Annotated in this window: 25 protein-coding genes; 9 read left to right on the top strand and 16 right to left on the bottom strand. The window is 64.6% G+C overall.

Annotated features, from left to right (window positions below):
• Positions 1-104 precede the first annotated feature (104 nt).
• Complete coding sequence (locus XM50_RS07985) at positions 105-635, top strand: hypothetical protein (protein WP_052742499.1); 531 nt, start codon at positions 105-107, stop codon at positions 633-635.
• Positions 636-667: 32 nt separating this feature from the next.
• Here XM50_RS07985 and XM50_RS07980 read toward each other — a convergent pair whose 3' ends face one another.
• Positions 668-1,528 carry a hypothetical protein gene (locus XM50_RS07980; protein ID WP_052742498.1) on the bottom strand — a complete coding sequence of 287 codons (861 nt, stop codon included), beginning with the start codon at positions 1,526-1,528 and terminating at the stop codon, positions 668-670.
• Between the two features lie 119 nt (positions 1,529-1,647).
• Between XM50_RS07980 and XM50_RS07975 the strand changes: the two genes are divergently transcribed.
• Together XM50_RS07975 and XM50_RS07970 are read left to right on the top strand one after the other, a co-directional pair.
• Positions 1,648-2,799, top strand: a complete 1,152-nt coding sequence (locus tag XM50_RS07975) for an ImmA/IrrE family metallo-endopeptidase (protein ID WP_046408762.1) — start codon at positions 1,648-1,650, stop codon at positions 2,797-2,799.
• A gap of 10 nt (positions 2,800-2,809) precedes the next feature.
• Positions 2,810-3,307 (top strand): DUF4411 family protein, encoded by a 498-nt coding sequence (locus tag XM50_RS07970; RefSeq protein ID WP_046408761.1) that lies wholly within the window; start codon positions 2,810-2,812, stop codon positions 3,305-3,307.
• Here XM50_RS07970 and XM50_RS07965 read toward each other — a convergent pair.
• The 7 genes from XM50_RS07965 to XM50_RS07935 form a co-directional block, all read right to left on the bottom strand.
• Complete coding sequence (locus XM50_RS07965; RefSeq protein ID WP_046408760.1) at positions 3,282-3,767, bottom strand: hypothetical protein; 486 nt, start codon at positions 3,765-3,767, stop codon at positions 3,282-3,284. The two genes, XM50_RS07970 and XM50_RS07965, sit on opposite strands and share 26 nt — an antisense overlap.
• Positions 3,768-3,955: 188 nt before the next feature.
• Entirely contained in the window at positions 3,956-5,050 is a 1,095-nt protein-coding gene (locus XM50_RS07960) for a site-specific integrase (protein ID WP_046408759.1), read from the bottom strand.
• The gene (locus XM50_RS19185; RefSeq protein WP_052742497.1) at positions 5,047-6,312 is read right to left on the bottom strand and encodes a hypothetical protein; all 1,266 of its coding nucleotides are present in this window, start codon (positions 6,310-6,312) and stop codon (positions 5,047-5,049) included. The genes XM50_RS07960 and XM50_RS19185 overlap by 4 nt, the downstream gene beginning before the upstream one ends.
• 158 nt (positions 6,313-6,470) lie before the next feature.
• Entirely contained in the window at positions 6,471-8,006 is a 1,536-nt protein-coding gene (locus XM50_RS07950; protein ID WP_046408758.1) for a hypothetical protein, read from the bottom strand.
• Positions 8,003-9,397 (bottom strand): toll/interleukin-1 receptor domain-containing protein, encoded by a 1,395-nt coding sequence (locus XM50_RS07945; RefSeq protein ID WP_046408756.1) that lies wholly within the window; start codon positions 9,395-9,397, stop codon positions 8,003-8,005. The genes XM50_RS07950 and XM50_RS07945 overlap by 4 nt, the downstream gene beginning before the upstream one ends.
• Before the next feature lie 51 nt (positions 9,398-9,448).
• Positions 9,449-9,844, bottom strand: a complete 396-nt coding sequence (locus tag XM50_RS07940) for a type II toxin-antitoxin system VapC family toxin (protein WP_046408755.1) — start codon at positions 9,842-9,844, stop codon at positions 9,449-9,451.
• A complete protein-coding gene (locus XM50_RS07935; RefSeq protein WP_046408754.1) occupies positions 9,837-10,085 on the bottom strand; it encodes an AbrB/MazE/SpoVT family DNA-binding domain-containing protein in 249 nt (82 codons plus the stop codon). The genes XM50_RS07940 and XM50_RS07935 overlap by 8 nt, the downstream gene beginning before the upstream one ends.
• A gap of 233 nt (positions 10,086-10,318) precedes the next feature.
• Between XM50_RS07935 and XM50_RS07930 the strand changes: the two genes are divergently transcribed.
• Complete coding sequence (locus XM50_RS07930) at positions 10,319-10,975, top strand: recombinase family protein (RefSeq protein WP_046408804.1); 657 nt, start codon at positions 10,319-10,321, stop codon at positions 10,973-10,975.
• A gap of 111 nt (positions 10,976-11,086) precedes the next feature.
• Here XM50_RS07930 and XM50_RS07925 read toward each other — a convergent pair whose 3' ends face one another.
• The gene (locus tag XM50_RS07925) at positions 11,087-12,457 is read right to left on the bottom strand and encodes a DUF4403 family protein (RefSeq protein WP_231023657.1); all 1,371 of its coding nucleotides are present in this window, start codon (positions 12,455-12,457) and stop codon (positions 11,087-11,089) included.
• Positions 12,458-12,818: 361 nt separating this feature from the next.
• Between XM50_RS07925 and XM50_RS07920 the strand changes: the two genes are divergently transcribed.
• A complete protein-coding gene (locus tag XM50_RS07920) occupies positions 12,819-13,373 on the top strand; it encodes a DUF4142 domain-containing protein (protein WP_231621900.1) in 555 nt (184 codons plus the stop codon).
• Positions 13,374-13,439: 66 nt separating this feature from the next.
• On the opposite strand, the gene XM50_RS07915 is transcribed toward XM50_RS07920, so the two are convergent.
• From XM50_RS07915 to XM50_RS07885, 7 genes are all read right to left on the bottom strand, one after another.
• On the bottom strand, positions 13,440-13,934 hold the full coding sequence (locus XM50_RS07915) for a MarR family transcriptional regulator (protein ID WP_046408752.1): 495 nt from the start codon (positions 13,932-13,934) through the stop codon (positions 13,440-13,442).
• Between the two features lie 36 nt (positions 13,935-13,970).
• Positions 13,971-15,398 (bottom strand): efflux transporter outer membrane subunit, encoded by a 1,428-nt coding sequence (locus XM50_RS07910; RefSeq protein WP_046408751.1) that lies wholly within the window; start codon positions 15,396-15,398, stop codon positions 13,971-13,973.
• Complete coding sequence (locus tag XM50_RS07905) at positions 15,398-16,924, bottom strand: DHA2 family efflux MFS transporter permease subunit (RefSeq protein WP_046408750.1); 1,527 nt, start codon at positions 16,922-16,924, stop codon at positions 15,398-15,400. Before XM50_RS07905 ends, XM50_RS07910 begins: the two co-directional genes overlap by 1 nt.
• Positions 16,924-18,060 carry an HlyD family secretion protein gene (locus tag XM50_RS07900; protein WP_046408749.1) on the bottom strand — a complete coding sequence of 379 codons (1,137 nt, stop codon included), beginning with the start codon at positions 18,058-18,060 and terminating at the stop codon, positions 16,924-16,926. Before XM50_RS07900 ends, XM50_RS07905 begins: the two co-directional genes overlap by 1 nt.
• A gap of 438 nt (positions 18,061-18,498) precedes the next feature.
• Positions 18,499-19,305: an NUDIX hydrolase gene (locus tag XM50_RS07895; RefSeq protein ID WP_046408748.1), complete on the bottom strand. Its 807-nt coding sequence runs from the start codon at positions 19,303-19,305 to the stop codon at positions 18,499-18,501.
• A gap of 23 nt (positions 19,306-19,328) precedes the next feature.
• Entirely contained in the window at positions 19,329-19,778 is a 450-nt protein-coding gene (locus XM50_RS07890) for a PaaI family thioesterase (RefSeq protein WP_046408747.1), read from the bottom strand.
• A 1-nt stretch (position 19,779) separates the two neighbouring features.
• Positions 19,780-20,589 carry an enoyl-CoA hydratase-related protein gene (locus XM50_RS07885; RefSeq protein WP_046408802.1) on the bottom strand — a complete coding sequence of 270 codons (810 nt, stop codon included), beginning with the start codon at positions 20,587-20,589 and terminating at the stop codon, positions 19,780-19,782.
• Between the two features lie 135 nt (positions 20,590-20,724).
• On the opposite strand from XM50_RS07885, the gene XM50_RS07880 reads away from it, so the two are divergent.
• Genes XM50_RS07880 through XM50_RS07865 form a run of 4 tightly spaced genes read left to right on the top strand, consistent with a single transcriptional unit; the run spans position 20,725 to position 24,320 of the window.
• Positions 20,725-21,480: a FadR/GntR family transcriptional regulator gene (locus XM50_RS07880; RefSeq protein ID WP_231621899.1), complete on the top strand. Its 756-nt coding sequence runs from the start codon at positions 20,725-20,727 to the stop codon at positions 21,478-21,480.
• A 46-nt stretch (positions 21,481-21,526) separates the two neighbouring features.
• Entirely contained in the window at positions 21,527-22,663 is a 1,137-nt protein-coding gene (locus tag XM50_RS07875) for an NAD(P)H-dependent flavin oxidoreductase (protein WP_046408745.1), read from the top strand.
• 29 nt (positions 22,664-22,692) lie between these two features.
• Complete coding sequence (locus XM50_RS07870; protein ID WP_046408744.1) at positions 22,693-23,865, top strand: thiolase C-terminal domain-containing protein; 1,173 nt, start codon at positions 22,693-22,695, stop codon at positions 23,863-23,865.
• A complete protein-coding gene (locus XM50_RS07865; protein WP_046408743.1) occupies positions 23,862-24,320 on the top strand; it encodes a Zn-ribbon domain-containing OB-fold protein in 459 nt (152 codons plus the stop codon). Before XM50_RS07870 ends, XM50_RS07865 begins: the two co-directional genes overlap by 4 nt.
• Positions 24,321-24,322 lie beyond the last annotated feature (2 nt).

Here is a 24,322-nt window from a genome sequence, read left to right as displayed (position 1 = left end):
ATGTTCATAGTCTGCTTCTTGCCGGAATCTGCGGATGCTTGTGGAGCAGGGTGGTGGCGGCTTCAATGAGCCGATGCCGACGGCTCCGACCGACGGACAAAAAGATGAGCCTTGCGACCTACCGCCTGTCCGATGACCTCGCGCGACGACGAATGCTCTATCCCTCGACGATCATCTCAGCGCCAAGCGTTCTCTTGGTCGATGTGCCCGTACCGCTGCGCGGCGACGGTCTCGGGCTCGGACGCTATTACGCGATGATTTTGGAGACCAGCCACGAACAAGCGGAAGCGGAACGCCTTCTGAACCTTCCCCGTCCGGGGCCCGTGGCTCCAGACTTTTTCGATCACCGTCCATCGGCCCTGGTCTCGGACAATGTGCTGATTTCTCGCTATGAGCCACCCACCACCGGCTGGCCCTGGCTCATCGTCTGTCGCTGGCCGGACAGCTACGTCTCGCTAGTTCAGGATATACCAGGCTGCAGCATGGCGCGTGGGCGTTACACGACGGAGATGTTCACCACCGCAGACGACGCCGAGGCTCACAGCGTTTTGCTGCTCGAGCAGCTTGCTGGACATGGCGAGCTTGCGGTCCGGATGATCAGCGCCGAGACGCTCGCTCCCGCCGGCACCGCCTAAAAAGCTAGCGCGACCCGTGCGAGCCAACCGGATCAAACGATGAAGTCGGCGAAGGCGGGTGCGACATGGTCGTTCCAAACCTCATCACCCCGAAGTTTCTCGCCCGCGCCGTTTATCTGCTCCAGCCCGACATCGCTGATCCGCACGCCAGCGGGGACGTAGCGGAGTACCAGTTCGCCATAGCGGATCTCACTGCTTGGGAAATTGCGACTGAAATCCTTCAGGTTTGGGACCAGGCGGTGATGGAGTTGGCTGTCTTCTCGTCCTTCATCACGAGCGATCCGGGCGCGAAGCTGAGCGGAAACGACGTCGTCGACGGTCGGCTTCACCATCGTCGTATGCTCTACCGCAACAATGGCTGGGGTGTAGCTGTTCATTGGGTCGCCGACAGGATTTTGCAGCCGGATCGTTCCGTCGACGATCACGAAAGGCGGCGCAACGACCCATGCGTGGCCCAGTTCGGCACCAGGGAAATCGGAGAGGTCACACATCGACTGTCCGCGCCAAAGATCTTCGCTGGCTACTTCGGCAATCATCGAGCCTTTCAGCCCGAAACTCCAGACACCGAGCCGATCGAGGATACGCTGCATCATCGACGAGACATGAACACAGCTACGCTGCATATCCTCACGTTCGAACAGATCCGCCAGGAATTCGGCGAGCCGGGGGACGATCGCACGGACGCGCTCATCATATTCGGCGGTGCGCGGGCGGGATTGCACCCACAAGGCGTATTGATCGAGGAAGGTGCCGTCGCGACCTTCCTCCGCCGCAAAGGCCGGCTGATCGAAAAAGCCAAACTGGGTGGTGTCGATGCCGAGCCCCCGCAGCCGAGCATCAATTTCCGCGTGAACTCCTGCACGCGCGGCTGCTCGCTGCTTCGCCTGCCCCATTCGACATCACTCCCTATGTTTCAACGGTTTAGCTTCCGCGCCGCGCTTCGGCGATGACAGAGGCCTGCACCATAGGCATATAGCAAGGGAACATCATCAGCGGAGTAGCCCCACCAAGCATGCCGAAGGTCAATCCTCAGATCCTGTCATGGGCGCGCGAGAGCGCGGGCCTGACGCTTGAGGATGCCGCCAAAGGGATCGGTCTTGGCGGTGAAAGCGCCGCTGCACGCCTGGCGGAGATGGAGGCGGGCGATCGCGAGCCCAGCCGCCCCCAATTGCTCAAAATGGCGGATCGCTATCGTCGTCCATTGCTCACGTTCTACCTACCCGAACCACCGGCAGCGCCCCCCCGAACCCATGACTTTCGGACGCTTCCGGATCGGGAGGCCGGAGCGGAGGCGACCGTCGGTGCGCTGGTCCGTGACGTTCGCACCCGCCAGTCCCTTGTTCGTGGTGCATTAGAAGACGCCGAAGAGGCTGAAATCCGGACGTTCGTCGGGTCCATTGACCCACGGGCGGGTGCGGATGCCCTTGCTCAGGCGATGGGTGAACTGCTGAACCTTGATCGAGGGGGTTACCGCCAGGCCCGGACGATCGAGCAAGCCTTCCGGATCTTGCGCGATGCGGTTGAGGCTGCGGGCGTCTATGTGCTGCTCATCGGCAATCTCGGCCACTGGACGAGCAATCTCAGCCCAGGTGTTTTCCGGGGAATGGCTCTCGCGGACGAGGTCGCGCCGTTCATCGTCGTCAATGAAACGGACTCCAAGGCAGCTTGGCCGTTCACGCTTCTTCATGAGCTCGGCCACATCCTTTTGGGGCAGAGCGGTATCAGCGGATATGACAGCGAACAGGTGATCGAGCGGCTGTGCGATGACGCGGCGGCGAAATTCCTTCTTGGCCGCGAGGAGCTGCAGGAGCTCGCCGGTGTCGCCGACCTAGACGGATTGATCGACCAAATCGGCGTCTTTGCAAACGCTCGCAAAGTCAGCCGCAAGATGGTCGCCTACAACCTCTTACGGGAGCGCCTCATCGATGCGGCCATGTACCGGCAGCTCGCCGCCCGGTTCGATGAGGACCGTCTCGAGTTTCCGCGAAAGCCAGCGAAAGGCGCGCCTGACTATTATGTCGTAAGGCGCCACCGGGTTGGACAGGGTCTCCTCGCGCTTGTCGATCGGATGGTCGCGGGTGGCGCCTTGACGACGACCAAGGCGGGCAAGGTGCTCGGCGTAAAACCCACGGCGATCGGTCGCATGACCGAACAGATGGCATAGCGGGGGTCGCTTGCTCTACCTGCTCGATGCCGACACGCTCATAACAGGAGATCGCAGAGCCTATCCGCTCCGGCGTTTTCCCGTGTTTTGGGAGTGGTTGCGACACCAAGGCACCCTCGGCAACGTCAAAATTCCATTGGAGCAATTCGAGGAGGTCACCTCCGGTCGGGGCGACATCGTGGACTGGCTCTGCACCGAAGAATGCCGCGCGGCGCTGATCCTGGCCGAGGATCTCGACCCCGCGCTGGTCGCCGATACAACCCTGCAAGGCTATGGTCCCCTCGACGAGAACGGCGTCGAGCTAGTCGGGCGCGATCCCTTTCTGGTGGCCTACGGACGCGTCGAGCCGGGCGAACGCACGGTCGTAAGCTTCGAGGTATCGAAACCCGGCAAGCAGGGTGCCAACCGGAAGGTGCCTGATGTCTGTCGTGACTTCGGGGTCCCGTGCTGCTCTCTTTTCGACATGATCGAGGCTCTCGACTTCACGACCGCCTGGCAACAGCCGTAAGGCGCGATTGCGCTCGGCGTCGCATCGCGCGACCAGCCAAGAAGAGGTGCAGCCTGTCCCGGCCGTCGTCGGTAATCCGGTCCCAGATGTGCTTGGTGGTCCAACCTGAAAACATCACGTAGAGCGCAATGTAGAACGTCAGCAGCACAGGGACCTGCCCCGGAAGTTTCGGCGCCTCACGCCCCACCACGGCACCCATGAATGCGACGAAGAGATAAAGTCCGATACTCATCAGGAAGATAACGAGGCTGCGTGTGCCGGAGCTGTAGCCCTTGATCGCGGCCTTCAGGATAATGCTTGCCGCGGTCCCCAGCACCATGATGCACACATATCCGGCCATAAATACCAGGACGGTCGCATATGGCAGGACGGCACTTGGTAGATGGCTCGATGCCGTCGGCGAGCGCAACCACAGATACAGCAGAGCCATGGGCGTCAGGAGCTGAACGATAATGGCCAATCCGGCTGCGCCCCACCCAAGCAGGAAGGTGCGGCGCGCGTATCGCCTGGCTCGCGCGATGCGCCGGCGGACTGGCCGACGCACCAGGACCATTTTTTCGCTACCCCAACCGCGCACAGCTACACCTGCAGCCCGCGCCCGGAAGCTAATCGCACGCGCGGCAGCGGAGATTGCGGCTCCGCGTGACTTCAAAGGAAGCCCTCACCTGCATGCTCTCGGAACCGCTCATGATCGCGGACATACTCCGCGACCATCTCGAGCGAAGCGTGCCGGCTATGCTCTTTCATCTTGAAGAGGTTTGCGTTCTGGCGTCCTGCTTCGGTCAGGAACCCGGCTCGGAGGCTATGACCTGAGAAGAGCTCCGGCGGATAGCCGGCAGCCACAGCCGCCGCCTTGACGACCAGTGCTACGCCCTGCGCGCTCATTGCCTTCCCGGTCAGTCGACCCTGCGGTGTCAGCTTGCGAAAGATTGGCCCGCTATCGATTCCAGCTTTAGCGAGCCATGCCCGATAATGCTGCACCGGCTCGAGACGCTGGCCGTCTGGGATCGCGACCGTGTGCCCTTGACCTTCCTGATCGGTTTTCGAGGAGGGAATGCGGATCAGCAGGCCTCGACCATCTTCGGATACCCGCCCGACCGTCACCGCGACCAATTCGGAGCGACGCATTGCACCGGCCATTCCGATGGCGAGCAGCGCCCTGTCACGATAGGCGCGGAGATCCTCGCCTGTGATACTGCGGAGCATGTCACGAAGGACGTCCCCATCAGCCGCGCGCTTCTTTCCGGGGAGCTCTCCCTTTTTGTCTTTACGAATGCCGCGCACGGCTTTCTCGAGACGGGCGGCGTCAGGCTGAGTAGTGGGGGGCTCCATGTCCGCTGCGCGATGGGCGAAGACGATTGCGGCCAAGCGACGGCCGACAGTGGCACGGCCCAACGGCACGGGATCTCTGCGCTCGAGGACAGTGCCGCGCTTCGTTCGCCGCGGCTCGGCCGGCACGAACCCGCGTTCGGCAAGCAGGGTCAAAAAGGCTGCAACGGTTGCGGGTGCCGCCGGAAGCGGCCGATATCCATTCTCCCCGCACCAGGCACAGAAAAGCCGCCAGTCGGATTTGTATGCGCGCAACGTCGCCTCGGCCGAGGCCCGCGCGACATAAGCGTCAACCCGCTCGCGATCGTCAGGCGAAAGGTCAGGAAGAAACGGCTCCAGGGAAGTTACCTGATTGAGCACCGCGACGGTGCCCGCCATGATCGCTTTGAGGCTTTCGCCGTCGTTTTGGCTCATTCCGATAGGCCTCCCATATCTGGGCGATCGGCACGGACACCGTCGATCCAATCGAGATTGTCGCCATTTCGGCTCCAATGACCTAGCACCCGATCTGCATCGGTGAGATCGGGGAAGTTACGCCGCTGCACATGCATGATCGAGACCGTGTTCCACCGCTGAAGATGCTTCTCGCGCATGGCAAATCTGCCATGCTCTTTAGCGTCTGCGTCATTGGCAAGGGTCTGCTGGTCGCCTGCGAAGTAGCCCCCAGCGCCAGCGGTGCCGTAGCCAAACACGAAGTCGTAGCAGTGATCGGCCTTGGAGAGCGTCGAATCCACCAAGCCGGATGCGACGTCGAAACACTCGTCCTGGCTATGTGTGCACGTCAGGCAGATCCCTTCGTTGATGACATCGCCCTTGCATTCGGTCTGACCGCACGGCGCGCGCTCGGTAACAGTCGTCTCTTCGCACACTAGGCAGTAGAGCTCGGTCGCCCCAGGCGATTTGGTCGTCAACTGAGCAAGGCGGGGCCAGTCGTCCTGCCAATCGCGGTTCGACGCGAAATAGCAGTGCGGGCACACATAGCCCCGCCGATCGTCATCATAGCCGAAGAAGCGCTTGGCCTCAGCGGGCTTCAGATGACGGATGGCGGTGGCGATCTGTCGCAGGACGTGGTTTCGGGCATTGTCGACGAAGCCGAGCGAGGCGAATTTGCTCTCGTCCTCCAATTCGATCAACCGTTGCGCCCACGGGACCTCCGAAAAGAGCGCTTCGATCGCTGTCAGCAGCGTCTTCACCACCTGCTCGGGCGTGAACGTGCCCGGCGCCGATGAATGCATGATCTTGTTGCGATCGCGCCTGACTTGTTCCCAGAACGTCTTGAACGGCTCGTCCAAGGGAGAGGCAACCACACTGTTATGGACGGGTATGAGGTCCGTGGCGTCGAGCGTGCGAAATTCACCGAACGAGACCGGCCCAGTGGCGGTGCCCTTCGGCCAATCCTTCGGCCCACCAATCAGGAGATAGGGCGATACCGCCGCGATCCGACCCTTGAGCGCCAGCTCCATGCCTTGCTGGATGAGGCTGTACGCGTTGGCGAGCGCGGGCTGCGAGCGCTGCCAAAATTCCTCAACCGCTTCCTCGGGCGTTTCGTCGGCCAGCTTGTAGTACGTTGCACCATCGTAATCATGCACCGAGTCCATCGCGATCTGCCACGCCAGGTGAACCTGCTTGAGGCCGGCGGCATGAAATTCGCCGGCGGTTGGGATGTCGATGATCATGGTCAGGATCGTATCGAAGCTGTAGGTTTTCCTGAAATGGTGGACGGCATCTGCCCGGCGGCACGCTTCCGAAATAGCGGATTGCACCTAAATTGGTGGACGTCAGAGTCTTCGCCTTACGCTCGACCTGCCATCGGCATCAGTCGGCGCTCATGGGATCAGATGTAGTGCCGGAACGGCAGCGGCGGTGCGGTAACGGTATGAGGCGACGCCATCAGGATCTCACCCACCCGGTCGGCGAACTTGAGCGTCACGGGCAGGGCGCTCGCAAAATCGCAGGCGTTATAGTTTACCTTGGTGAGCGCAAGGATGTCGCCGAGCACCTCTACAATGTCCCCTTCGCCATGCGTCACGTCGACGGTGAGCGGCTTGGGTGTCTCGAACCCTTGATACCCTGCCAGCCGCGGCACGAACCCCCGCGCCCAAAGGTAACCTGACCAGTCACCCACGGTAAGGGCTGTGCCGCGCAGGACCGGTGTCGACGCAGAGGGGCGGAACAGCCGAACATCATCGAGCTGCTTGATCCTGACTCCTACCAGCTGTGTTTCAGTGGGCACTGCGCTGCAAAAGCCGTCCCACTCATCGTGGGAAAAGCGGTGACGGCCATGGATGAACAGCTGGTTCGGTGGCTTGCCGTGCTTGAGCTTATAGCCCTCGACCACCGAGGTCATCAAATTCGCCGCCGCGCTCCTCGACAGGTGATATTCCTTGCGCTCGTCGGAGTACCAGGGCCCAAGGGCGCCGCGAAATACGAGACCGTCGCCTGAGTTGAGGAACATCTGCGCGGCGCAACAGGCTTCGCCCGTTGCCGCAGGCGTGTCGTCGTTCTTAAACACCAGTCCGACGTAGCAAACGCCAGGGCGGACATGGGCCAGCGCCCACGGCTTGGCGTCCATCTTGAAGTAGAGCGTGGTGCAGAAGTTCCAGGCAACCGTGGCCTCGTCCTGGAGGCCGCGCCGGCGGTCGTTGGTGATGTTGAGGTTGCGGTCGACCAGCGTGCTTTCGAGGATCAGCTGGAGGACGACGCCGTCCTGCAGCAACTCGGCTTTCAACTGGTGGTGGAAATTGCTCGAGAACAGGTAGGTTTCGGCATCCCGCACCGTGTCTGGGAACAGGTCGCCGCCCATCTGGAAGAAGCGTTTGGCGTCCTTGAAGCTCGTGATGTCAGAGGGAGTGCGCTCGTCTCTGGGCGGTGGTGCTACCTGGGGACGTCCGTAGCGATAGACGACGTCCGGAACGACAACGAGCCAGACGTCGGGACGGCGCTCCTCGGCGCGGATGTGCGCGCGGATCGCGTCGGCGAACAGCAGCACCGTGGATCGGACCGCGTCGGCGCGATTGTTCTTCTTGATGCAATGATCGATGTCGCCGCTCTTGAGCGCTAGCTCGACCATGCCGCGGGTTGGCAGCGCGATGCCGAAGCAGGCCTCGAAGCCTGGCCATGCGGGTGCCCATAGAACGGGCTTGCCCTTCGCATCGACCTTGCCGGGGATATGTAGGCTGATCCGCTCTAACCAGCGGCGGGATAGGCCGACGCCGCTCTCCGTCCCGATGACGCCCAAGCGCACCTGGGAGCGGCCATCGGGGCCTTCGAGCGGCCCGAAGAGGAAGAGCCCATCTTTTGGCGCTTCCATCTGCTGCCCGTGACCGAACTCAAGCAAAGGTTCGGCGATGCGATGCGTGAGAATGCTCATGCGTCGGCCTCCTCCGGCATCTCATCCCGGTCGAAAGCCGTTTCGAAGTCCTCTGACAGGGTTATCTGGCCGGATTCGTCCTCCTCGACTCGGCGGTCCTCTTCCGCGGCGAAGCTGACTGGGAAGTCGAAGCTCATCGGTAGGCTGGCAACCGCAAGGCGCTCACCGGACGCGGCAATGTCTAGGGTCGGATCACCTTCGGCAAGCCACCCCATCGCGGCGAGCAGCATGTCGCGCCATTTGTCGTTGAACCAAGACCGCGTGAGGCGCAACCGGATACGCTGCAGCTGTTCACCCGGGAGCGGGGTTCGGCCATCGGTCGTCACCGCGACATTGGCATGGACCCGGAAGAGAGCATCCGGCCAGAGCTTGGGTTGAGCGACAAGGCACAGATGCCAGCGCCGATCCTTGAACTTGCCGCTCAGGACCCGGTCGACCCGATGTCCATCGCTCAGCGTCAGCTTCACTCTTCCGTCGATGAGTCCGTCGGGGAAGAAGCGGCCGCGGGCGCCCGAGGCGAAATCGACAGGAAGTAGCCCGAGACGATGCATGGCCAAGTCCCAGTGCTGACGCATCAAATTGACGGCGATCCGCCGTGCATTGGAACGCTCAACGAAGTGGCGGCTATAGGTACCGTCGATCACGCCGTTGAATGGCAAGCTGGCGCGCGCCTTCAAAGGCGGAGCGCCGTTGTCGAGACGCTCGATAGCATCGGGTCCGCAGAAGGCGATCACCCCTCCATCGTGTAGTACATGGGGAACACGTGTGAACTGGCTCCAGGCTTCCAGCTGCGCAGTCGTTCCCTTCGCCTCCAGGATCCAGACGTCAGGCCTCGCCCGGAGTTCGAACCAGTTGCTGTAGAGCGTCTCGGGACTTGAAGTGACCAGCTTTCGACCGTCCTCTTGGGCAGCGACGATCATCGCAAGCTGCTCGGCGTCCGGATGCTCGACCTTTGGCACACGTGAGGAGTCGAGCGTCTCGAACAGGGGCTGAAGGCAGGCAGCCCAGTTAGGGAACGCATTGTGTGCGTTCTGGCGGAGGATCTCCGTCGGGAAATCGCCGAAATCCACGTCGGCGATTCGGATCGGAATCATAAACTCCGCATCGCCGAGCTTGCGACGCATGACGTCGCCGAGGGCGAGTTCCTTCTTTACGCCTTGCTTGCCGATGTGCTCGGACACGACGACGATCTGCTTGATCGCCTCGTGCCGCAGCACGTGCTCGATCTTGTCCCAGAAATCGTCGCCACCCCGAAGCGCGCCAACGTCGACCCAGACCTTGTACCCGGCAGTGGTCAAGCGACCTGCGAGCCACCGCGCGAACCGGTTATCCTCGGGGTTGGCGTGCGTGATCAGAATGGTGTCGCGCACCAGTGTCGGAACGGTTGTCATGCGTGTCCCCGCCTGCAGCGTACCGTACCCAAAAGCACGAATATGGGCCTACTACGCCAGAGGGCGCACGTTGGTGATGGTAATGCCGACATCCGCGCTCGCCAGCGGGCCGTCCGTCGTGAACATCTGCGCTTGCAGATCGATCGCCAAAGCAAGGCATGCCCGGTCGCCAAGCGAAAGACCAAGTGCCTTCGTCGACGGCCGGAGGTCGCCTATGATGAGCGCCTGGGCAGGGGAGAGCGGCCGAACATCGAGGTGCAACCCGCCGAGCGCCTCACGCACCTCGTCCAGCGACAGGCCACGCTCCCGCAGCTTGGACACGACCTCGGCCAGGTTTGCCGTTCCGATGACACTGCGGGTCAGCACGTCGACTACCCGATCAGCCCCGGGCTCGTCGTTCAGAAGGCAGAGCAGGGCGGAGGCGTCGAGTACGACCTTGCTACTCACGCTCCGCCTCACGCCGGCGTTCGGCAATCAGCTCGTCAGCCAGGCCGACGCCTTCGGGCACATACTTGCGAAGGATCGCGCGAGCCCGCTCTAACGCTCTCGGTACGGACCGTACCCGCAACTCGCCATCGTCCACATCGACGAGAACGGTGTCACCTGTGGTGATCCCGAGCTCACGGCGCATTGCCGCCGGGATCACGAGCTTGCCACCATCCACGATCTTGACCCTCTGTGCTTCCATCTGCACTGACCTCGCTTGGCTGACCCAATCACCAGACCTTACCGGATGTCGGCGCTGACGGATAGCGCAAAGCAGGACCCTTCAACGGGTTTAGTGATTGGTGGCCGTTCATATCTGCGCGCGGTAGCTACTTAGGCCTGACTAGCTGAGCTAGGCTCGACAGGATCGGCGCTTGCTATTCCGAGCCGGATGCCGCAGCGGTGGCTCACAAGGGTATACCCAACGGAGCCAACATGAGTACGACAGTCCGCGCTGCTCGCGTGTACCTGCGCGTCAGCACCGACGAGCAGGATCTTGAACGACAAGAGGCGATGGTCGTGTCCTCGCGTGCCGCGGGGTATTATGTCGCAGCTGTTTATCGCGAGAAGGCTTCCGGCGCGCGTCCTGACAGGCCCGAGTTGCTTCGCATGATAGCCGACCTGCAAATGGGCGAAGTGGTTATCGCCGAAAAGATCGATCGGATCAGTCGCCTGCCGCTGGCTGAGGCGGAGAGGCTCGTCACCGCTATCCGCGACAAGGGAGCGAGGCTAGCCGTACCAGGAATCGTGGATCTTACCGATCTTGCCGAGGACAATGGCGGGGTGACGCGCATCGTCCTAGAGGCAATTCAAGACATGTTACTGAGGGTTGCGCTTCAGACCGCTCGCGATGATTACGAACTGCGCCGCGAGCGGCAGCGGGAAGGCATAGCGATCGCCAAGCGGGAGGGACGCTACACCGGTCGAAAACCAGACTTGGCCCATCATCGCCGCATCGTCTCACTTCGTGAGGCTGGGATGAGCATAGCGAAAACGGCGGCGCTGGCGGGTTGCAGCATCGCACAAGTCAAGCGCGTCACAGCCCTCCACCGGGCGACCAAGCAGAGCGATGCGCGTCCGACGATACCGTGAGACAGAGCCGGATGATTTGATTTGACCTTTGAATAGTTCTGCCAAGATCGAAAGAGGCTGCAGCGTTGCCGCTGGGACGATCAAGCAGGCGTCAAGGCTGCAGCAGAGATCTCAATTTCCGGCCCGCCGTGGCGCAAGGCCGATCGTGGCCGTGCCGCGCCCCCATACCGGCAGGTAGACGCCTTGCCCCGCCGCCTTCAGCTGGCCCGTCCGCACGTCCGTGATGCGGGCGCGCACGATCAGGTCGCCGATACGCTTCTCGTCGATCGCACGGGTGATCTTGCCGAACAGCTTGTCGAAATCCTTTTCGAAATTCTGGGTCAGCGCGGCTGACACAGTGCCAGATATGCCGGGAGTGTTGGCAAGCTTCAGCAGCAGGCTTGTCCGGACCGAGTCGGTCACACTGGCGACGGTGAGATCGTCGAACGCGACACGGCGATCGTTGACGGCGTTGCGCGGCGTGGCGGTAAGCCAGATCGTGCCCCGCGAAGGCTCCCCGCCTTCGGCTGCCGCGCTGAAGCGAAGCCCGACTGCGATCTTGCCGCCCGTCGTGCCGTAGATGGTCACTTGGTGGAACTGCGCGCGCACGGCCCCGACACCGGGCACTTCGAAGGGGCGGCGCGACCGCTTCACCAATGCCTTGGCGAGGACCGGCTCCAGCTGACGATAGTCGGCGATGACGGGTATGGCGAACAGGATGCGGCCGGGTCCGGGCTGCGTGCGCGTCATGTCGGGGAGCGGCCGGCGCTGCGGATCAGGTGGCCGGTCGCCGACGAACGTCTCCGTAACTGCCGTCAGCCCTAGAGCCAGGTTCACCCGGTTGCGCGAGATGGTGTAGCCTCCGTAGCTCAACTGCCGGGGCGTGATCCGCATCCACACCGGCGGGTTCGCCCGGTTCAGTTGGACGGAGGTGAACGCCGACCCCCAGACCTGCGCGACCTGCTCGCGCAGCTGCAATCTGCCGAGTTCCTGCGGCAGCGAACGCTCCAGGCGCGCGACGACGCCGGCGAGCTTGGCGTCAGCCTTGCTGGTGAACTCGATGCGCTGGCCAAGGAAGTCGACGTGGGGCTCGTCGGTCCAGTCGTAGGCGATCGACACCGTGCCGCGCGGCGACCAGTCGCGGGCGATGTCGAGCCTGATCACAGCCCGGACGCGGGCGTCCGCCTCGGCCGTTTCCCGGCTGAGTACGCCTCCCACGTCGCGCGCGCTGATCGCGGCGTGAAGCGGCATGGTGACAATGATCGTTTTTCCCGAGCCCTCCAGCACCAGCGGCCCTCGGACGACGGTGCCGGTGATGCGGCACTGGATGGCGGGCGTCTTTATCTTCGCGAAGAGGATCTTGACCTTCTTCGGCGGAAGGCAGGTCTGCCCCGGCTTGTCGATCGACCAGAGGCGACGTGGAATCGCCTGTTCGAGGCTTCGGGCCAGCTTGTCCAGGTCCGCGACGATCGGCACATCGACGGTGGACGTCTGCGGTGGCACGTTGATCGTGTCCGTCGCTCGCGGCGGCGCCTGGCGAGGCGTTCGGTCGCAGCCAGCGAGGCAGGCGACGCAGAGCAGGACGGATGCGATCGAGGCACTCGAGACTTCGCTCCTGCGCAAGAAGGACCCGGCAGTCCGGCCTGGCGCTTCAGCTTTTGACGCTGCCGGCGCGGGAACGGTCCCCCTGGCCGTCGTGTTCTTCATCGCCGCGCACCTCCAGCCGTCCGAGCGGCCATCCATCCAGTGGGTTCACCAAACGAGTTTAGAGAAAGGGAACCGTTCCGTTTCCTTATCGTTCAGCTCGTTGATTTCGGTCAACGCCTCACAACACCAATGGAGGATCTCAATGAAGACTGCGATAGTGGCTGCGTTGCTCACCCTGGCGCCGATACCAGTGTTGGCGCAGGCCGTTTCGCCCGCCACTTCGGGAACGATGACCAGCGCCGACGTCGGCGTTTCGCCGATCGCGAGCCAGAGCGGACCCAATTACGTGCTCGCGGCGGCCGACGCCAACCTTTACCAGATCAAGGCCGCGCAGCTCGCCGCGACACGCGCGCAGCGGGATGACGTCAAGGCCTATGCCAAGCGCGTGCTGGCGGAAACGCAGAGCAGCCACCAGGCGCTACTTGCGGCGCTGAAGAACGATCAGCGCACGATAAAGGCGCCGCCCTCGAGCCTGTCCGCCGACCGAGCCGCCCTGCTCAAGCTGCTCCAGAAGGCGCCCAAAAGCGCGTTCGACAATCTGTATCTGACCCAGTCCGCGCAGGTCCAGCAGGCCGCATGGGCCGTGCACAAGGGTTACGCGCAGGATGGAACCGATCCGGCGCTGCAGCAGGTCGCCGGCACTGCGGTCCCGGTGCTGGAGAACGAGCTCACCACTGGCAAGTCCCTTACCCCCTCCGGGCTTGCAGGATAGGTGAAACCGGCCGGGCCAGGTCGATGAAGCCCCCCTTCGACCTGGTCCGGCATCTGTTTGCGGCGATCACTGTCTGGAGTGCAGCCGGCGGAATTGCTCCCGTGCTTCGGCGCGCATGAGCTGCTGCATAACAATCCAGTAGCCCGTGACGGCTGTTTCTCCTGCCGCTTGGTAAGCGTTCGCCATGTTGCTCCTGAGATGCTCGAAAAGCGCGTTTTCTAGCGCTCGTCCCTTATCGGTCAAAGAAAGCAGCTTCTGACGACGATCGCGCTCCCCGACCCGTCCGGAGACGAGCCCGCGATCCATGAGGTCCCTCATGACCCTGCCAAGCGATTGCTTGGTGACGCTTAGAACGTCCAGGAGTTCGCTGACGGAAATTTCGGGATGCCTCCCCAAGAAATAAAGAACGCGGTGGTGTGCCCGCCCGAGGTTCTGCTTAGCCAGCTCGGTATCGACATGAGCCAGATGGGATCGGTGAGCAAAGAACATCAGGTCCATCCCTCCCCTGATCGCGTCATCACGCAGATACTGGGCAGGTGGCGGCAGAAGCGGCGCCGTCACGCGGTCAGGCCCCTCCCTGGCATGGCTGCAAGACCGTCACTGCTGGCTCCATCCCAGTCCTATCGCCTTCTGCAAGGCGATGAATGCACGATCAAGTTCACCCGTCGCTTCCAGGACCGACTGATCAGCAGCCAGCGCCGCGCGTTCGGCCTCGATGGATGTGGTCAGCGGGATCGCCCCCTGCTCGTATCGCTGCTTGGCGTAGGTCGCCGACTGCCTGGAACCATCCCGGCTCGCGATGCTCGAAAACAGGTTACGTCGCTGATTGCCGAAGCGGGTCAGGCTGGTTTCCGCATCGGACAGCGCGCCGAGAACAGCCTTCCGATATTGTGCTTCAGCCTCGTCACGGTCGGCCCGCGCCTGTTCGACCCGGGCACGATTGCGGCCGAAGTCAAGGAAGCTCCAGCTGATCCGCGGCAGCAGCAGACCCGCTACGCTGTCAGGATCGACCGCATCGGCAATATTGGGACCACCCAGGCCGATGATGCCCATGATACTGACCGAAGGGAACTGCCGGGCAATGTTGACGCCAATCTTTGCGTTCGATGCCGCCAGCTGCCGCTCGGCCGCGCGAATGTCTGGGCGGCGCCGAAGCATGGCGGCGGGATCGCCGATCGCGACAGTCCCGGGGATCATCGGAATCGGAGCGGGCGCGGAGAGCGCCGCGTCGTGCGCACCGGGCTCGTCGCCGGTGAGCAGGGCAAGCTGGTCCAGCGTGGTCGCGATCTGTCCCTCAAGCGGCAACAGTCCCGCCTCCGTGCGAGTCAGCTCGGTCTTCAGACGCACCACCTCGTCGCGCGATGAGGCGCCGCGCTGCTCGCGCTGTTGCAGCAGGGCGAGTGATCGCTGCTGAAGCTGCGCGGAGCGGCGCGCCAGGATCAGGCGCTGCTGGAGTTCGCGCAAGGTCACATAGTTCTGGGCCACCTCCGCCGAGAGACGAACTTGCGCATCAGCTCTATTGGCTTCGGCCGCCTGAGCCTGGGCCTCGGCACCTTCGGCCGCGCGGCGCCGTCCGCCGAAGAGATCGATCTCCCACGACGCATCAAGGCCGGCATTGTAGAATTCGGCCCTGATACGATCGGATTGCTCGCCCTGCGTCGGCAGCGCGAGCGAGCCTGCGGGAAGATCGGCGACGATCGCAGTGCCCGACGCCGAGACGGTGGGCAGCTGGTTCGCGCGCTGTTCGCGCAAGCTGGCGCGCGCCTTGCGGATGCGCGCCTCCGCGATCGCCACGTCGGGATTTGAGGCAAGCGCGCGGTTGATCAGCGTCGTGAGCTGCAGATCGCCCATGCCTTCCCACCAGCGCGCAACAGGGGCTTGCGGTGACGTGACTACCTGATCTGCGCGGCGAAATGTCGTTCCGGGACGCTCGCCGCTCGCGACGCCCGGCGGGCCTCCATAATTGGGTCCGACGACGCAGCCGGTCAGGAGGGCGGGCAGAATGGCCCAGCTAAGTCGCTTCATCAGTGCATCGCCATCTGCGTGTCGGAGGAGATCGGGCGGAGGAACAGCGCCAGCGGGGTAGTGATCGCAATCGCGACGCCGAGCGCGAAAAACAGATCGTTATAGGCCATGACGGTAGCTTGCTCGAGGAGCTGCCCGGCAAGCTGCCTATAGGCGCCCGCTTCGCCGGACGGCATGGACATGGCCTTCGCGAACCACTCCTGCGTGGTCGCCGCGTTGGCCGACACCGTCTCCCCTAGCCGATTGAAATGCAGGAAAGTCTGCCGGTCCTGGAGGGTCGCCATCAGGGCGAGGCCGATCGATCCGCCAAGGTTCCGTCCCGCGTTGAACAGCGCGGACGCGTCGCCGGCATCCTCGGGCGCCACGGCGCTGATCGCGGCCTGGTTAAGGAACATCATGGCGAAGATCTGCCCGAAGCCGCGGACGAGCTGGGAATCCCTCAGATCGCCCCCCGCCGATTGTGCGGTGAGGTGCCAATCCATGGCGCAACTGACGCCGATCAGCGTCATCCCGACGAAGACAGCCAGCCGGACATCGAGATATTTGAACGCGAGCGGCAGGAACGGCATCAGCATCAGGGCAGGGATGCCGGAGACGAAGACCACCTTGCCCGATTGCAGGGCGCTGTAATCCGCCATCGACGAGAGGAATTGCGGGATCAGGAAGGTCACGCCGTAGAGCACGACGCCGATGACAAGGCTGAGGACGAAGACGCTGCCGAACGACCGGCTGAAGATCAGCGACAGCTTGAGAACCGGATGCGCGGAGCGGACCTGTCCGATCGTGATGAGCGCAAAGCCGAACACCGTTGCGATCGCGAGCTTCACGATCATCGCGGACTCGAACCACATCTCGCGCTGTCCCTCCTCCAGCATGACGGTGAGCGCTCCCAAGCCGATCGCGAGCCCCGCGATCCCGAACCAGTCGGCATGGCGCAGCTGGTCGAGCCGCAGCTTCTCGTGCTTGAGCCCGAACAGCAGGAGCAGGACGAGCCCGGCACAGACCGGCACGTTGAGGAAGAAGGCATAATGCCAGCTGTAATTGTCGGTGAGCCAACCACCGATGATCGGCCCGAGCACCGGGCCGAGGATCGCGGTGCCGCCGAACGCGGCGGTGCCGATCGGCTGCTGTGACGGGGGCAGCCGCGTCGCGATGATGGTCATGGCAGTCGGAATCAGCGCACCACCGGTAAAGCCCTGGCCCACACGGCCAGCGATCATCATCGGCAGCGTCGTCGAGATGCCGCACACGACGGAAAAGCCGGTGAAGCTGATCGCCGCGCCCAGCAGGAAGTTGCGCAGACCGAACAGGCGCACCAGGAAGGGGCTTAGCGGGATCATGACGATCTCCGCCACGAGATAGGAGGTCGCGACCCAGGTGCCCTCGGTGCCGCTCGCGCCGATTTCGCCCTGGATTGTGGGCAGGGCCGCATTGACGATCGAGATGTCGAGAAGCGCCATGAACGACCCGATCGTGCCTGCAGCGACGGCAAGCCAGTCGCGCAGGCCGGCGCGTTCCGCCGCCATCAGCGCGCGCCCTGCGTCTCGCCGCGCTTCAGCCGCTCGGTTTCCTGCTTGATTCGTTCCCGGCTTCCCTTGGCGCCGATCGTGTCGACCGTCACCTCCACCGACAGTCCGGGACGCAGCACCCGCCGCGCCTCCGGACCCGCCTCGATGCTGATCCGCACGGGCACGCGCTGGACAATCTTGGTGAAGTTCCCGGTCGCGTTCTCGGGCGGGATGAGTGAAAACTGCGCGCCCGTCCCCGGAGAAAAACTGGCGACCCGGCCTCGCAGTTCGGCACCGTCCAGTGCATCCACCTTGATGGTCACGGGCTGCCCGACGCGCATCAGCGCGACCTGAGTTTCCTTGAAGTTCGCCTCGATGTAGAGTTGATCGACTGGCACCACCGACATCAGCCGGGTCGCCGGCTGGACATATTGCCCAGCCCGGACGGCCTTGTCGGCGACAACGCCGTCGATGCTGCTGCGGATCTCGACGGCCCCGAGGTCCGTCGAGGCGCGCGCAAGCTGCGCCTGCGCGGTGCCACGCTGCGCCTCCGCCTGACCGATGCGAGCCGCTTGGGTTGCAACACTGCGACGGGCGGCGAGGTAGGCCGCTCGCTGCGCGCGCAGCTCCGCGGCAGCCCGGTCACGCTGAAGCACCAGGCTTGCCAGCCGCTCACGCGATTCCGCCCCTGTCCGGGTGAGCGGTTCGTAGCGTCTTACCTCGTTCTCTGCCGCTGCGGCGGCAGCCTCGGCGCTCGCGACCTGGGCGGCCGCCTGGGCGACCGTGGCCTGTTGCTCATCAAGTGTCCGGCGCGCAGTGGTGATGTTGGCGCCGGCTGCGGCGATCTGGGCTTGCGCCTCTTCGACATTGGCGCGGTAGTCGCGAGGATCGAGCACGGCGAGCAGCTGACCGCGACGGACAGGCTGGTTGTCGGCGACGAGAACACGCTCGACATAGCCGCCCACCTTCGGCGAGACGGTCACGAAGTCCGCGCGCACATAGGCGTTGTTGGTCGACTGCAGGAACTGGCCGCTCGCGCGGTAATTCATGTACCAAACGATAGCCGCGATGATGCCGGCGACAAGCGCGGCGATGAGGACGTAGCGAATGATGGGGTAGCGCTCGAGAAGCGACGGCTTCTTTTCGCCATTCATCTCCTCGGAACCGTCCTCCGACCTGGATTCTGGGTGAAAATTCGCGTCCGGGTCGTCATGTCTCACTTTGTTTTCGTGGTTCTCAGCCCGATCGTCAGCCACCCTGCCGTCCCGTCAAATGTAAACCGAACCGTAGCATAGTCGGAGCTCGAGAGTAACGCTACAGACATTCCGGGCGTCGCACATATGACGCCCGAATGAGTCGCGTCGGGAAGCTAATCCGACGCTGGCCAAACCACGTTCGAATTGTGTCTCGCCGCCACCCAAGATGTGACGGTCGGTATGTGCAGATCCTGATCTCGATCTGGCCGGGCGCCAGCCGACGCGAAACGTCGGCCTTCGGCAACTTCCAGGTGTCAGGCCAAAGTCCCAAGAAAAGGCCGCTCTGTTTTGCCAGAGCGGCATGGGGAGGTTCTGCAATAGTCGGAACCTGGGATGTCAGGCCCTGAGCTCAGTCAAACTCTGTGTGACTTCACCATAGCCAGCATCGAGCGGAATGGTCAGAACGCGCTCTCCGTCCCGTGTCTCGATCTGCGGGAGCACGGTGACCAGCGGACGTGCCTCCGCTCGGGCGAGGCAATCCGCTGCGCTCTCGGCCTCGGCCAGCAGCTTCACGTTCATCAAGGTGGGGAAGATCACGGTTCGGGCGCCGCTTCGGGCGAGGTCCAGGACCGACTCTGGCGCGATCCACTCGGCATCGACCGTTTCATGTCCGTCGCAGATCGCGACCTGGTCGGCCGGAGCGGGGGCAGCGTAGAACCAGGTGTCGAACCGCTTCGGCATCATTTCTGGAGTGATCCAGCGGGCGAAAACGGTCAGGGCGGTCAGCGAGAGCTTCACCCCCAATCCGGCGACGACATCGAGGAAGGCGAGTTCCCCGGTATCGACCTTCCGGCGGGCCTCGGCGTCGCATACACTGGAGAAGCCGCGGCCGTCGGGATAGTTGGCCAGCAGGATCCCCGCTTCCTCGAACGCCTCGCGGATGGCGCCGATGCGCAGCGCGCGCTGGGTCGCGTCGATTTCGTCCCACCCGGTTACGTGATCGCGCCAGCGCGGATCGTCGTCACCGGGGTGCATCTTGCCTCCCGGGAACACCAGCGCTCCCGAGGCGAAATCGATCTGGTGGTGTCGTCGCACCATGAGCACCTGATATTCGGGCACATCCCGCAGCAGCAGGATGGTGCCGGCCGGTCGCGGCTCGGCCGGAGTGCGCCTGGCGTCCGCCGACGCGGTCTCGATGCTCATGATCTCTCCTATTCTCTGCACGGTCATGTCGCGATGCCGCCGTCCCGCATGAGATACGAACCGCGACCGCTGGCGAGCAGCACGTCGTCGGGCGAGCGCACCTCGCTGTCCGCGACCGACAGCGTCCGTCCTATCTTCACGACGCGCGCGTGGATGTGAAGCGGGCCGCCGCTTGCCGGACGGTGATAATCGACGTGGAGCGACGCGGTGGCGCTGACCGCACGCGTCCTCGTCAGCAGGACATACATGCCGGCGAGATCGATCAGGCTGGCGAGCACGCCGCCATGCACGGACGGGATCCGCGGATTCGATACGATCTCGTCGCGCCACGGCATGCTGAGGTGAAGGACACCGTCTGTCACGTCCTCGACGCGAAGCCCGAGCCAGGCGTGGAACGGCGCGATCGAGAGCGCGCCTTGCAATGCGGCGCCCGCCAGCCCGTTCGCGATACCCGAGGATGCCTCGTCAACCATCTCAACGTCCCTTGAAAACGGGTGTACGCTTTTCCATGAAGGCGCGCGGACCTTCGCGCGCGTCTTCAGTTCGGAACACCGGCGCGGCGAAGCCCGACTCGAGGTTCATGCCTTCGCTCTCCGGCCGCCCGATACAGGCGCGCGCCGACGCGCGGATCGCCTGCACCGCGATCGGGCCGTTGGCGGCGATCCGTCGCGCGAAGTCGAGCGCCGCAGGCAGCACCTCCTCCGGCGCAACGACGCGGTTGAGGAAGCCATAGTCGAGCGCGGTTCCGGCATCGATCAGATCGCCGGTGAGCAGCAATTCCATCGCGCGCGCAAAGGGAAGCTGGCGCGGCAGTCGCACCGTCGATCCCCCGCCCGGGAAGATCGCCCATTTGACCTCCTGCACGCCGAAGCGCGCGGCGCTCGATGCGATCCTGAGATCTGTACCCTGGACCAGTTCCATGCCGCCTGCGATCGCATGCCCGTTGATGGCGGCGATCACCGGCTTGACGACGTCAAATGTGCGCAGCAGCGCGGTGCCGAGAATATCGCGGTCAGCGAGCACGCGGCGATCCCACTCGTCCTCCGGCGGTCGCCCGCCGCTGACGAGCGGGATAAGGCGGCCGAGGTCGGCACCCGAGCAGAAGGCGTCGCCGGTGCCGGTCACGACCGCGACGCGGATCTCGGCGGCGTCGCGCACCCTGCTCCAGCAGTCGGCCAGTTCCACCAGCATCTGCGGATCAAGCGCGTTGCGCGCCGCGGGTCGGTTGAGATGGATGATGGCGATATATCCATCGGTTTCCATCCAGGCTGCGTTGTCGGTCATCAATTCCCCTCCCGCGCTTTAACATTATACCCTTTTAATAGCCTTGCAAGCCGGCGACGGCAGCAATTTGCCGCTGGACAAAGATAAAGCAGTGGAGCAACATAAAACCATGATAAGGATTCATTGATGCCGGACGTGGATGAGCAGGGCGAGGCGCTCTCGTTCGCAAGGGGCAAGCGCGCGCTTCGCGTGGCGCAGGCGATCGTGCACGACATCGAGGCCGACGCACGCCAGGTCGGCGACCGGCTGCCTCCGGAGCACGACATGCTCGCGCGGTACGAAGTCGCCCGCGCCACATTGCGTGAGGCGCTGCGTTTTCTGGAACTGCAGGGCGTGCTCCACCTGCAGCCCGGTCGAGGCGGCGGGCCGGTGGTCGCGCGGCCGCAGATTGGCGATTTCACGAGTTCGCTTGCGCTCGTACTGCACTTCGTCGGCACCGACCTGCGCGCGCTGATCGAGCTGCGCGAGGCGCTGGCCCCGCGGGCGGCCTCTCACGCTGCCCGGCGCGCAACGGCGGCGGATCTGATGGCGCTGGCAAGCTGCTTCGCCGATCTCGAGCAGCAGGTGGAATCGATGCTGTTCGAGGAAACCAACCGGCGCTTCCACGACCTTCTGGCATGGGCGAGCGGCAATCCGCTGTTCGGGTTGCTCACGTCCGCGCTGCATCTGCTGACCCGCGACCTTTCGCGCCAGCTCGGCTATTCCGAGCACGAGCGCGAGAACCAGGTTCGTCGCCTCGCGCGCGTCGTCCATGCGGTGCGGCTGCGCGACGCGGTCACGGCGCGGCGCGAGATGGAACGGCTCGTCGAGGGATCGGCGGAGTATCTCGGGCGGCGCAGCCCCGACCTGATGGATCAGAAGGTGCGCTGGACCCAGGCGTTCGAGGCGTAGCCGCCGGAGTAGATCAGCAACGAGAACGATGTGGGAGAGACGGACAATGGCCCTGAACAGCCGAATCTGCGGGATGCTCGGCATCGACTATCCGATCGTCCTGGCCGGCATGGGCGGGGCAAGCGTCCCGCGACTGGCGGCGGCGGTGTCCAACGCGGGCGGGCTGGGCGTGCTCGGCGCGGCAGCGTGCTCACCCGAGCAGCTCCGCGCGTGGATCCGCGAAACGCGCGCGCTGACCGACAAGCCGTTCGGCGTCGACACGCTCCTGCCCGCCTCGGTGCGGCGCGGCTCGGCGCCGCAAACCGGGGCCGCGCCGGCGGACCCGCGCGCGGTGCTCGCCGACTATCAGGCGTTCACGCGCGACTTCATGGAGCGCGAGGGGCTGGAGATCGTCGCGCGTGATTCCGGCCGCGCCGTCACGGAGGGTGCGGCAAACGGCGGCGCGGCGCTGTTCTCCAAGGAGTTCTTCGAGGCCCAGATGGAGGTCGTCGTCGAGGAGAAGGTGCCCGTCTACGCGGCGGGGCTCGGCAATCCGGGGCCGTGGATGGATCGACTCCACGCCAACGGCACGGTCGTCATGGCGGTCGTCGGCAAGGTGAAGCACGCGCTGCAGGTGGTGGAGTCGGGCATCGACGTGATCGTGGCGCAGGGGCACGACGGCGGCGGGCATAATTCGCCGATCGGCACCATCTCGCTCATCCCGCAGGTCGTCGATGCCGTGGGGGACCGGGTGCCGGTGCTCGGCGCTGGCGGCATCTCCGACGGGCGCGGTGTGGCCGCGGCCTTCATGCTGGGCGCCGAGGGCGCCTGGGTCGGCACCGCGTTCCTTGCGACGGAGGAGGCAGGGATCGAGGACTTCCAGAAGGAAGCGATCGTCGACAGCGGCGATGCCGATACCGTGGTAAGCCGCTCGATCACGGGCAAGCCTGCCCGCATGATCCGCAGCAAGTGGGCCGACGCCTGGGTGGCGGCGGGCAAGGAGCCGCTGCCGATGCCATACCAGTCGATGATCGCCGGTCCGGTGATGGCGTCGGGCATCCGTGCGAAGCGCAAGGACATCATCCCGGGCTTCGCCGGGCAGGGCATGGGGCTGATCCACGCCGTGCGCCCCGCCGCCGAGGTGATGCGCGACCTCGTCGCCGATGCCGAGCGCGCGCTCGGCCGCGCGGCGGGCCTCCGCTGAGGGTCGCGGCTGGTACAGGAGGGACAGATATGACCTTCTCGGACAAGGCGGCGATCACCGGCGTCGGGGAAACCGATTACGTCAAGGGCACCGAGCGCACCGCGGTGGACATGATGCTGGAGGCGTCGCGGCGCGCGATCGCGGACGCGGGGCTGCGCCCGTCCGACATCGACGGCATGGTGCCGCCGCCCATCTACACCACGTCGGAGGAACTGGCGGCGAACCTCGGCAACGACGTGCTGCGCTACGCCGCGACCGTCCACATGGGCGGCGCGAGTCCGACGACCGCGCTCCAGCATGCGGCGATCGCGATCGCGGCGGGGCTGTGCGACCACGTGCTCGTCACGCTCGGCTGGAACGGCTTCTCCGCGCTGCGGCCCAAGCCGGGCGCTCCGCCCACGCGGCCGATGAACATGAACACGCTGACCAACACGATCCGCGGGTATTACATGCCCTATGGCGTGTTCCTGCCGGTGCAGATGTATGCCTGGCTGGCGACCCGGCATTCGCAGCTCCACGGCGTCGGTCCGGAAGCCATGGGGGCGGTGGCGATGGCGTGCCGACGGCATGCGCAACTCAATCCGAAGGCGTTCACCTACGGCCGGCCGCTCGACTGGGAAACCTACCACGACGCCCGGATGGTGTCGGAGCCGTTCCGGCTCTACGACTGCTGCCTCGAGACCGACGGCGCGTGCGCGGTCGTCGTCTCGCGCACCGACCGCGCGCGCGACATGCCGCATGTGCCCGTCACAATCGCAGGCGCCGCCGAGGGGCATCCCTATCCCGCGGACGATATCCCCTCGCGCCCGGATCCGTTCAAGATCGGGCTGAGCTACGCCGCGCCCAAGGCCTTCGAAATGGCCGGTGTGCGCCGCGAGGAGATGGATTTCCTCCAGGTCTACGACTGCTTCACCTACGTCGTGCTGCTCCAGCTGGAGGCGATGGGCTATTGCGAGCCGGGCGGCGCGCTCGACTTCGTGCGTGACGGGCAGATCGAGCTCGGCGGGCGCTTTCCGCTCAACACCCATGGCGGGCTGCTGAGCGAGGCGCACGTGTGGGGGCTCAACCACGTCGTCGAGGCCGTGCGCCAGCTGCGGCACGACTGCGGCGAGCGCCAGGTGCCGGGAGCACAGACGGGGCTCGTCACCGGCTGGGGCGACCTGGGCGACGGCAGCATCGCCATCCTGCGGAGGTTCGCATGAACGACGACGACATTGCGCCCAAGCTGCGGGCACCCGCCGTCTCGCCGCCCAAGCCGTTGCCGCACCCGCAGGATCCGGTAGAGCAGGAGTTCTGGCAGCGCTGCCAGGGCGGCACGCTCCATTTCCAACGGTGCGGCGAGTGCCGGACGTGGCGCCACCTGCCCCGCTACATGTGCGCGCGCTGCGGCTCGCCGTCGTTCGCCTGGGAGCCGAGCAGCGGGCGCGGGCGGCTGTTTTCCTGGACGGTGACGCACCAGGCGCTTCACCCCGCCTTCGCGGCCGACGTGCCGTATGTAGCGGCGGTGGTCGAGCTGGACGAGGGCGTCCGCATGGCGACCCGGCTGACCGGCGCCGACCCTGCCACGCTCGCGCTCGACATGCCGGTGGCGCTGGCCTTCGAAACGATCGGCGACGGGTTTCGGCTGCCCGTCTTCACACCAGCTGCAGGAGCGTGAAC

Source organism: Sphingomonas sp. Ag1 (assembly GCF_000980895.1).
Lineage (GTDB): Bacteria > Pseudomonadota > Alphaproteobacteria > Sphingomonadales > Sphingomonadaceae > Sphingomonas > Sphingomonas panaciterrae.
This window is presented reverse-complemented; position numbering and strand designations above follow the sequence as displayed.

Bases quoted from the DNA above. Each gene is read 5' to 3' on its own strand.
- XM50_RS07900 (WP_046408749.1), bottom strand. From the start codon at position 18,060: ATGAATGGCGAAAAGAAGCCGTCGCTTCTCGAGCGCTACCCCATCATT.
- XM50_RS19185 (WP_052742497.1), bottom strand. From the start codon at position 6,312: ATGATCATCGACATCCCAACCGCCGGCGAATTTCATGCCGCCGGCCTC.
- XM50_RS07910 (WP_046408751.1), bottom strand. From the start codon at position 15,398: ATGAAGCGACTTAGCTGGGCCATTCTGCCCGCCCTCCTGACCGGCTGC.
- XM50_RS07935 (WP_046408754.1), bottom strand. From the start codon at position 10,085: ATGGAAGCACAGAGGGTCAAGATCGTGGATGGTGGCAAGCTCGTGATC.
- XM50_RS07960 (WP_046408759.1), bottom strand. From the start codon at position 5,050: ATGAGCCAAAACGACGGCGAAAGCCTCAAAGCGATCATGGCGGGCACC.
- XM50_RS07975 (WP_046408762.1), top strand. From the start codon at position 1,648: ATGCCGAAGGTCAATCCTCAGATCCTGTCATGGGCGCGCGAGAGCGCG.
- XM50_RS07865 (WP_046408743.1), top strand. From the start codon at position 23,862: ATGAACGACGACGACATTGCGCCCAAGCTGCGGGCACCCGCCGTCTCG.
- XM50_RS07980 (WP_052742498.1), bottom strand. From the start codon at position 1,528: ATGGGGCAGGCGAAGCAGCGAGCAGCCGCGCGTGCAGGAGTTCACGCG.
- XM50_RS07945 (WP_046408756.1), bottom strand. From the start codon at position 9,397: ATGACAACCGTTCCGACACTGGTGCGCGACACCATTCTGATCACGCAC.
- XM50_RS07870 (WP_046408744.1), top strand. From the start codon at position 22,693: ATGACCTTCTCGGACAAGGCGGCGATCACCGGCGTCGGGGAAACCGAT.
- XM50_RS07875 (WP_046408745.1), top strand. From the start codon at position 21,527: ATGGCCCTGAACAGCCGAATCTGCGGGATGCTCGGCATCGACTATCCG.
- XM50_RS07890 (WP_046408747.1), bottom strand. From the start codon at position 19,778: ATGGTTGACGAGGCATCCTCGGGTATCGCGAACGGGCTGGCGGGCGCC.
- XM50_RS07985 (WP_052742499.1), top strand. From the start codon at position 105: ATGAGCCTTGCGACCTACCGCCTGTCCGATGACCTCGCGCGACGACGA.
- XM50_RS07950 (WP_046408758.1), bottom strand. From the start codon at position 8,006: ATGAGCATTCTCACGCATCGCATCGCCGAACCTTTGCTTGAGTTCGGT.
- XM50_RS07895 (WP_046408748.1), bottom strand. From the start codon at position 19,305: ATGAGCATCGAGACCGCGTCGGCGGACGCCAGGCGCACTCCGGCCGAG.
- XM50_RS07905 (WP_046408750.1), bottom strand. From the start codon at position 16,924: ATGGCGGCGGAACGCGCCGGCCTGCGCGACTGGCTTGCCGTCGCTGCA.
- XM50_RS07930 (WP_046408804.1), top strand. From the start codon at position 10,319: ATGAGTACGACAGTCCGCGCTGCTCGCGTGTACCTGCGCGTCAGCACC.
- XM50_RS07885 (WP_046408802.1), bottom strand. From the start codon at position 20,589: ATGACCGACAACGCAGCCTGGATGGAAACCGATGGATATATCGCCATC.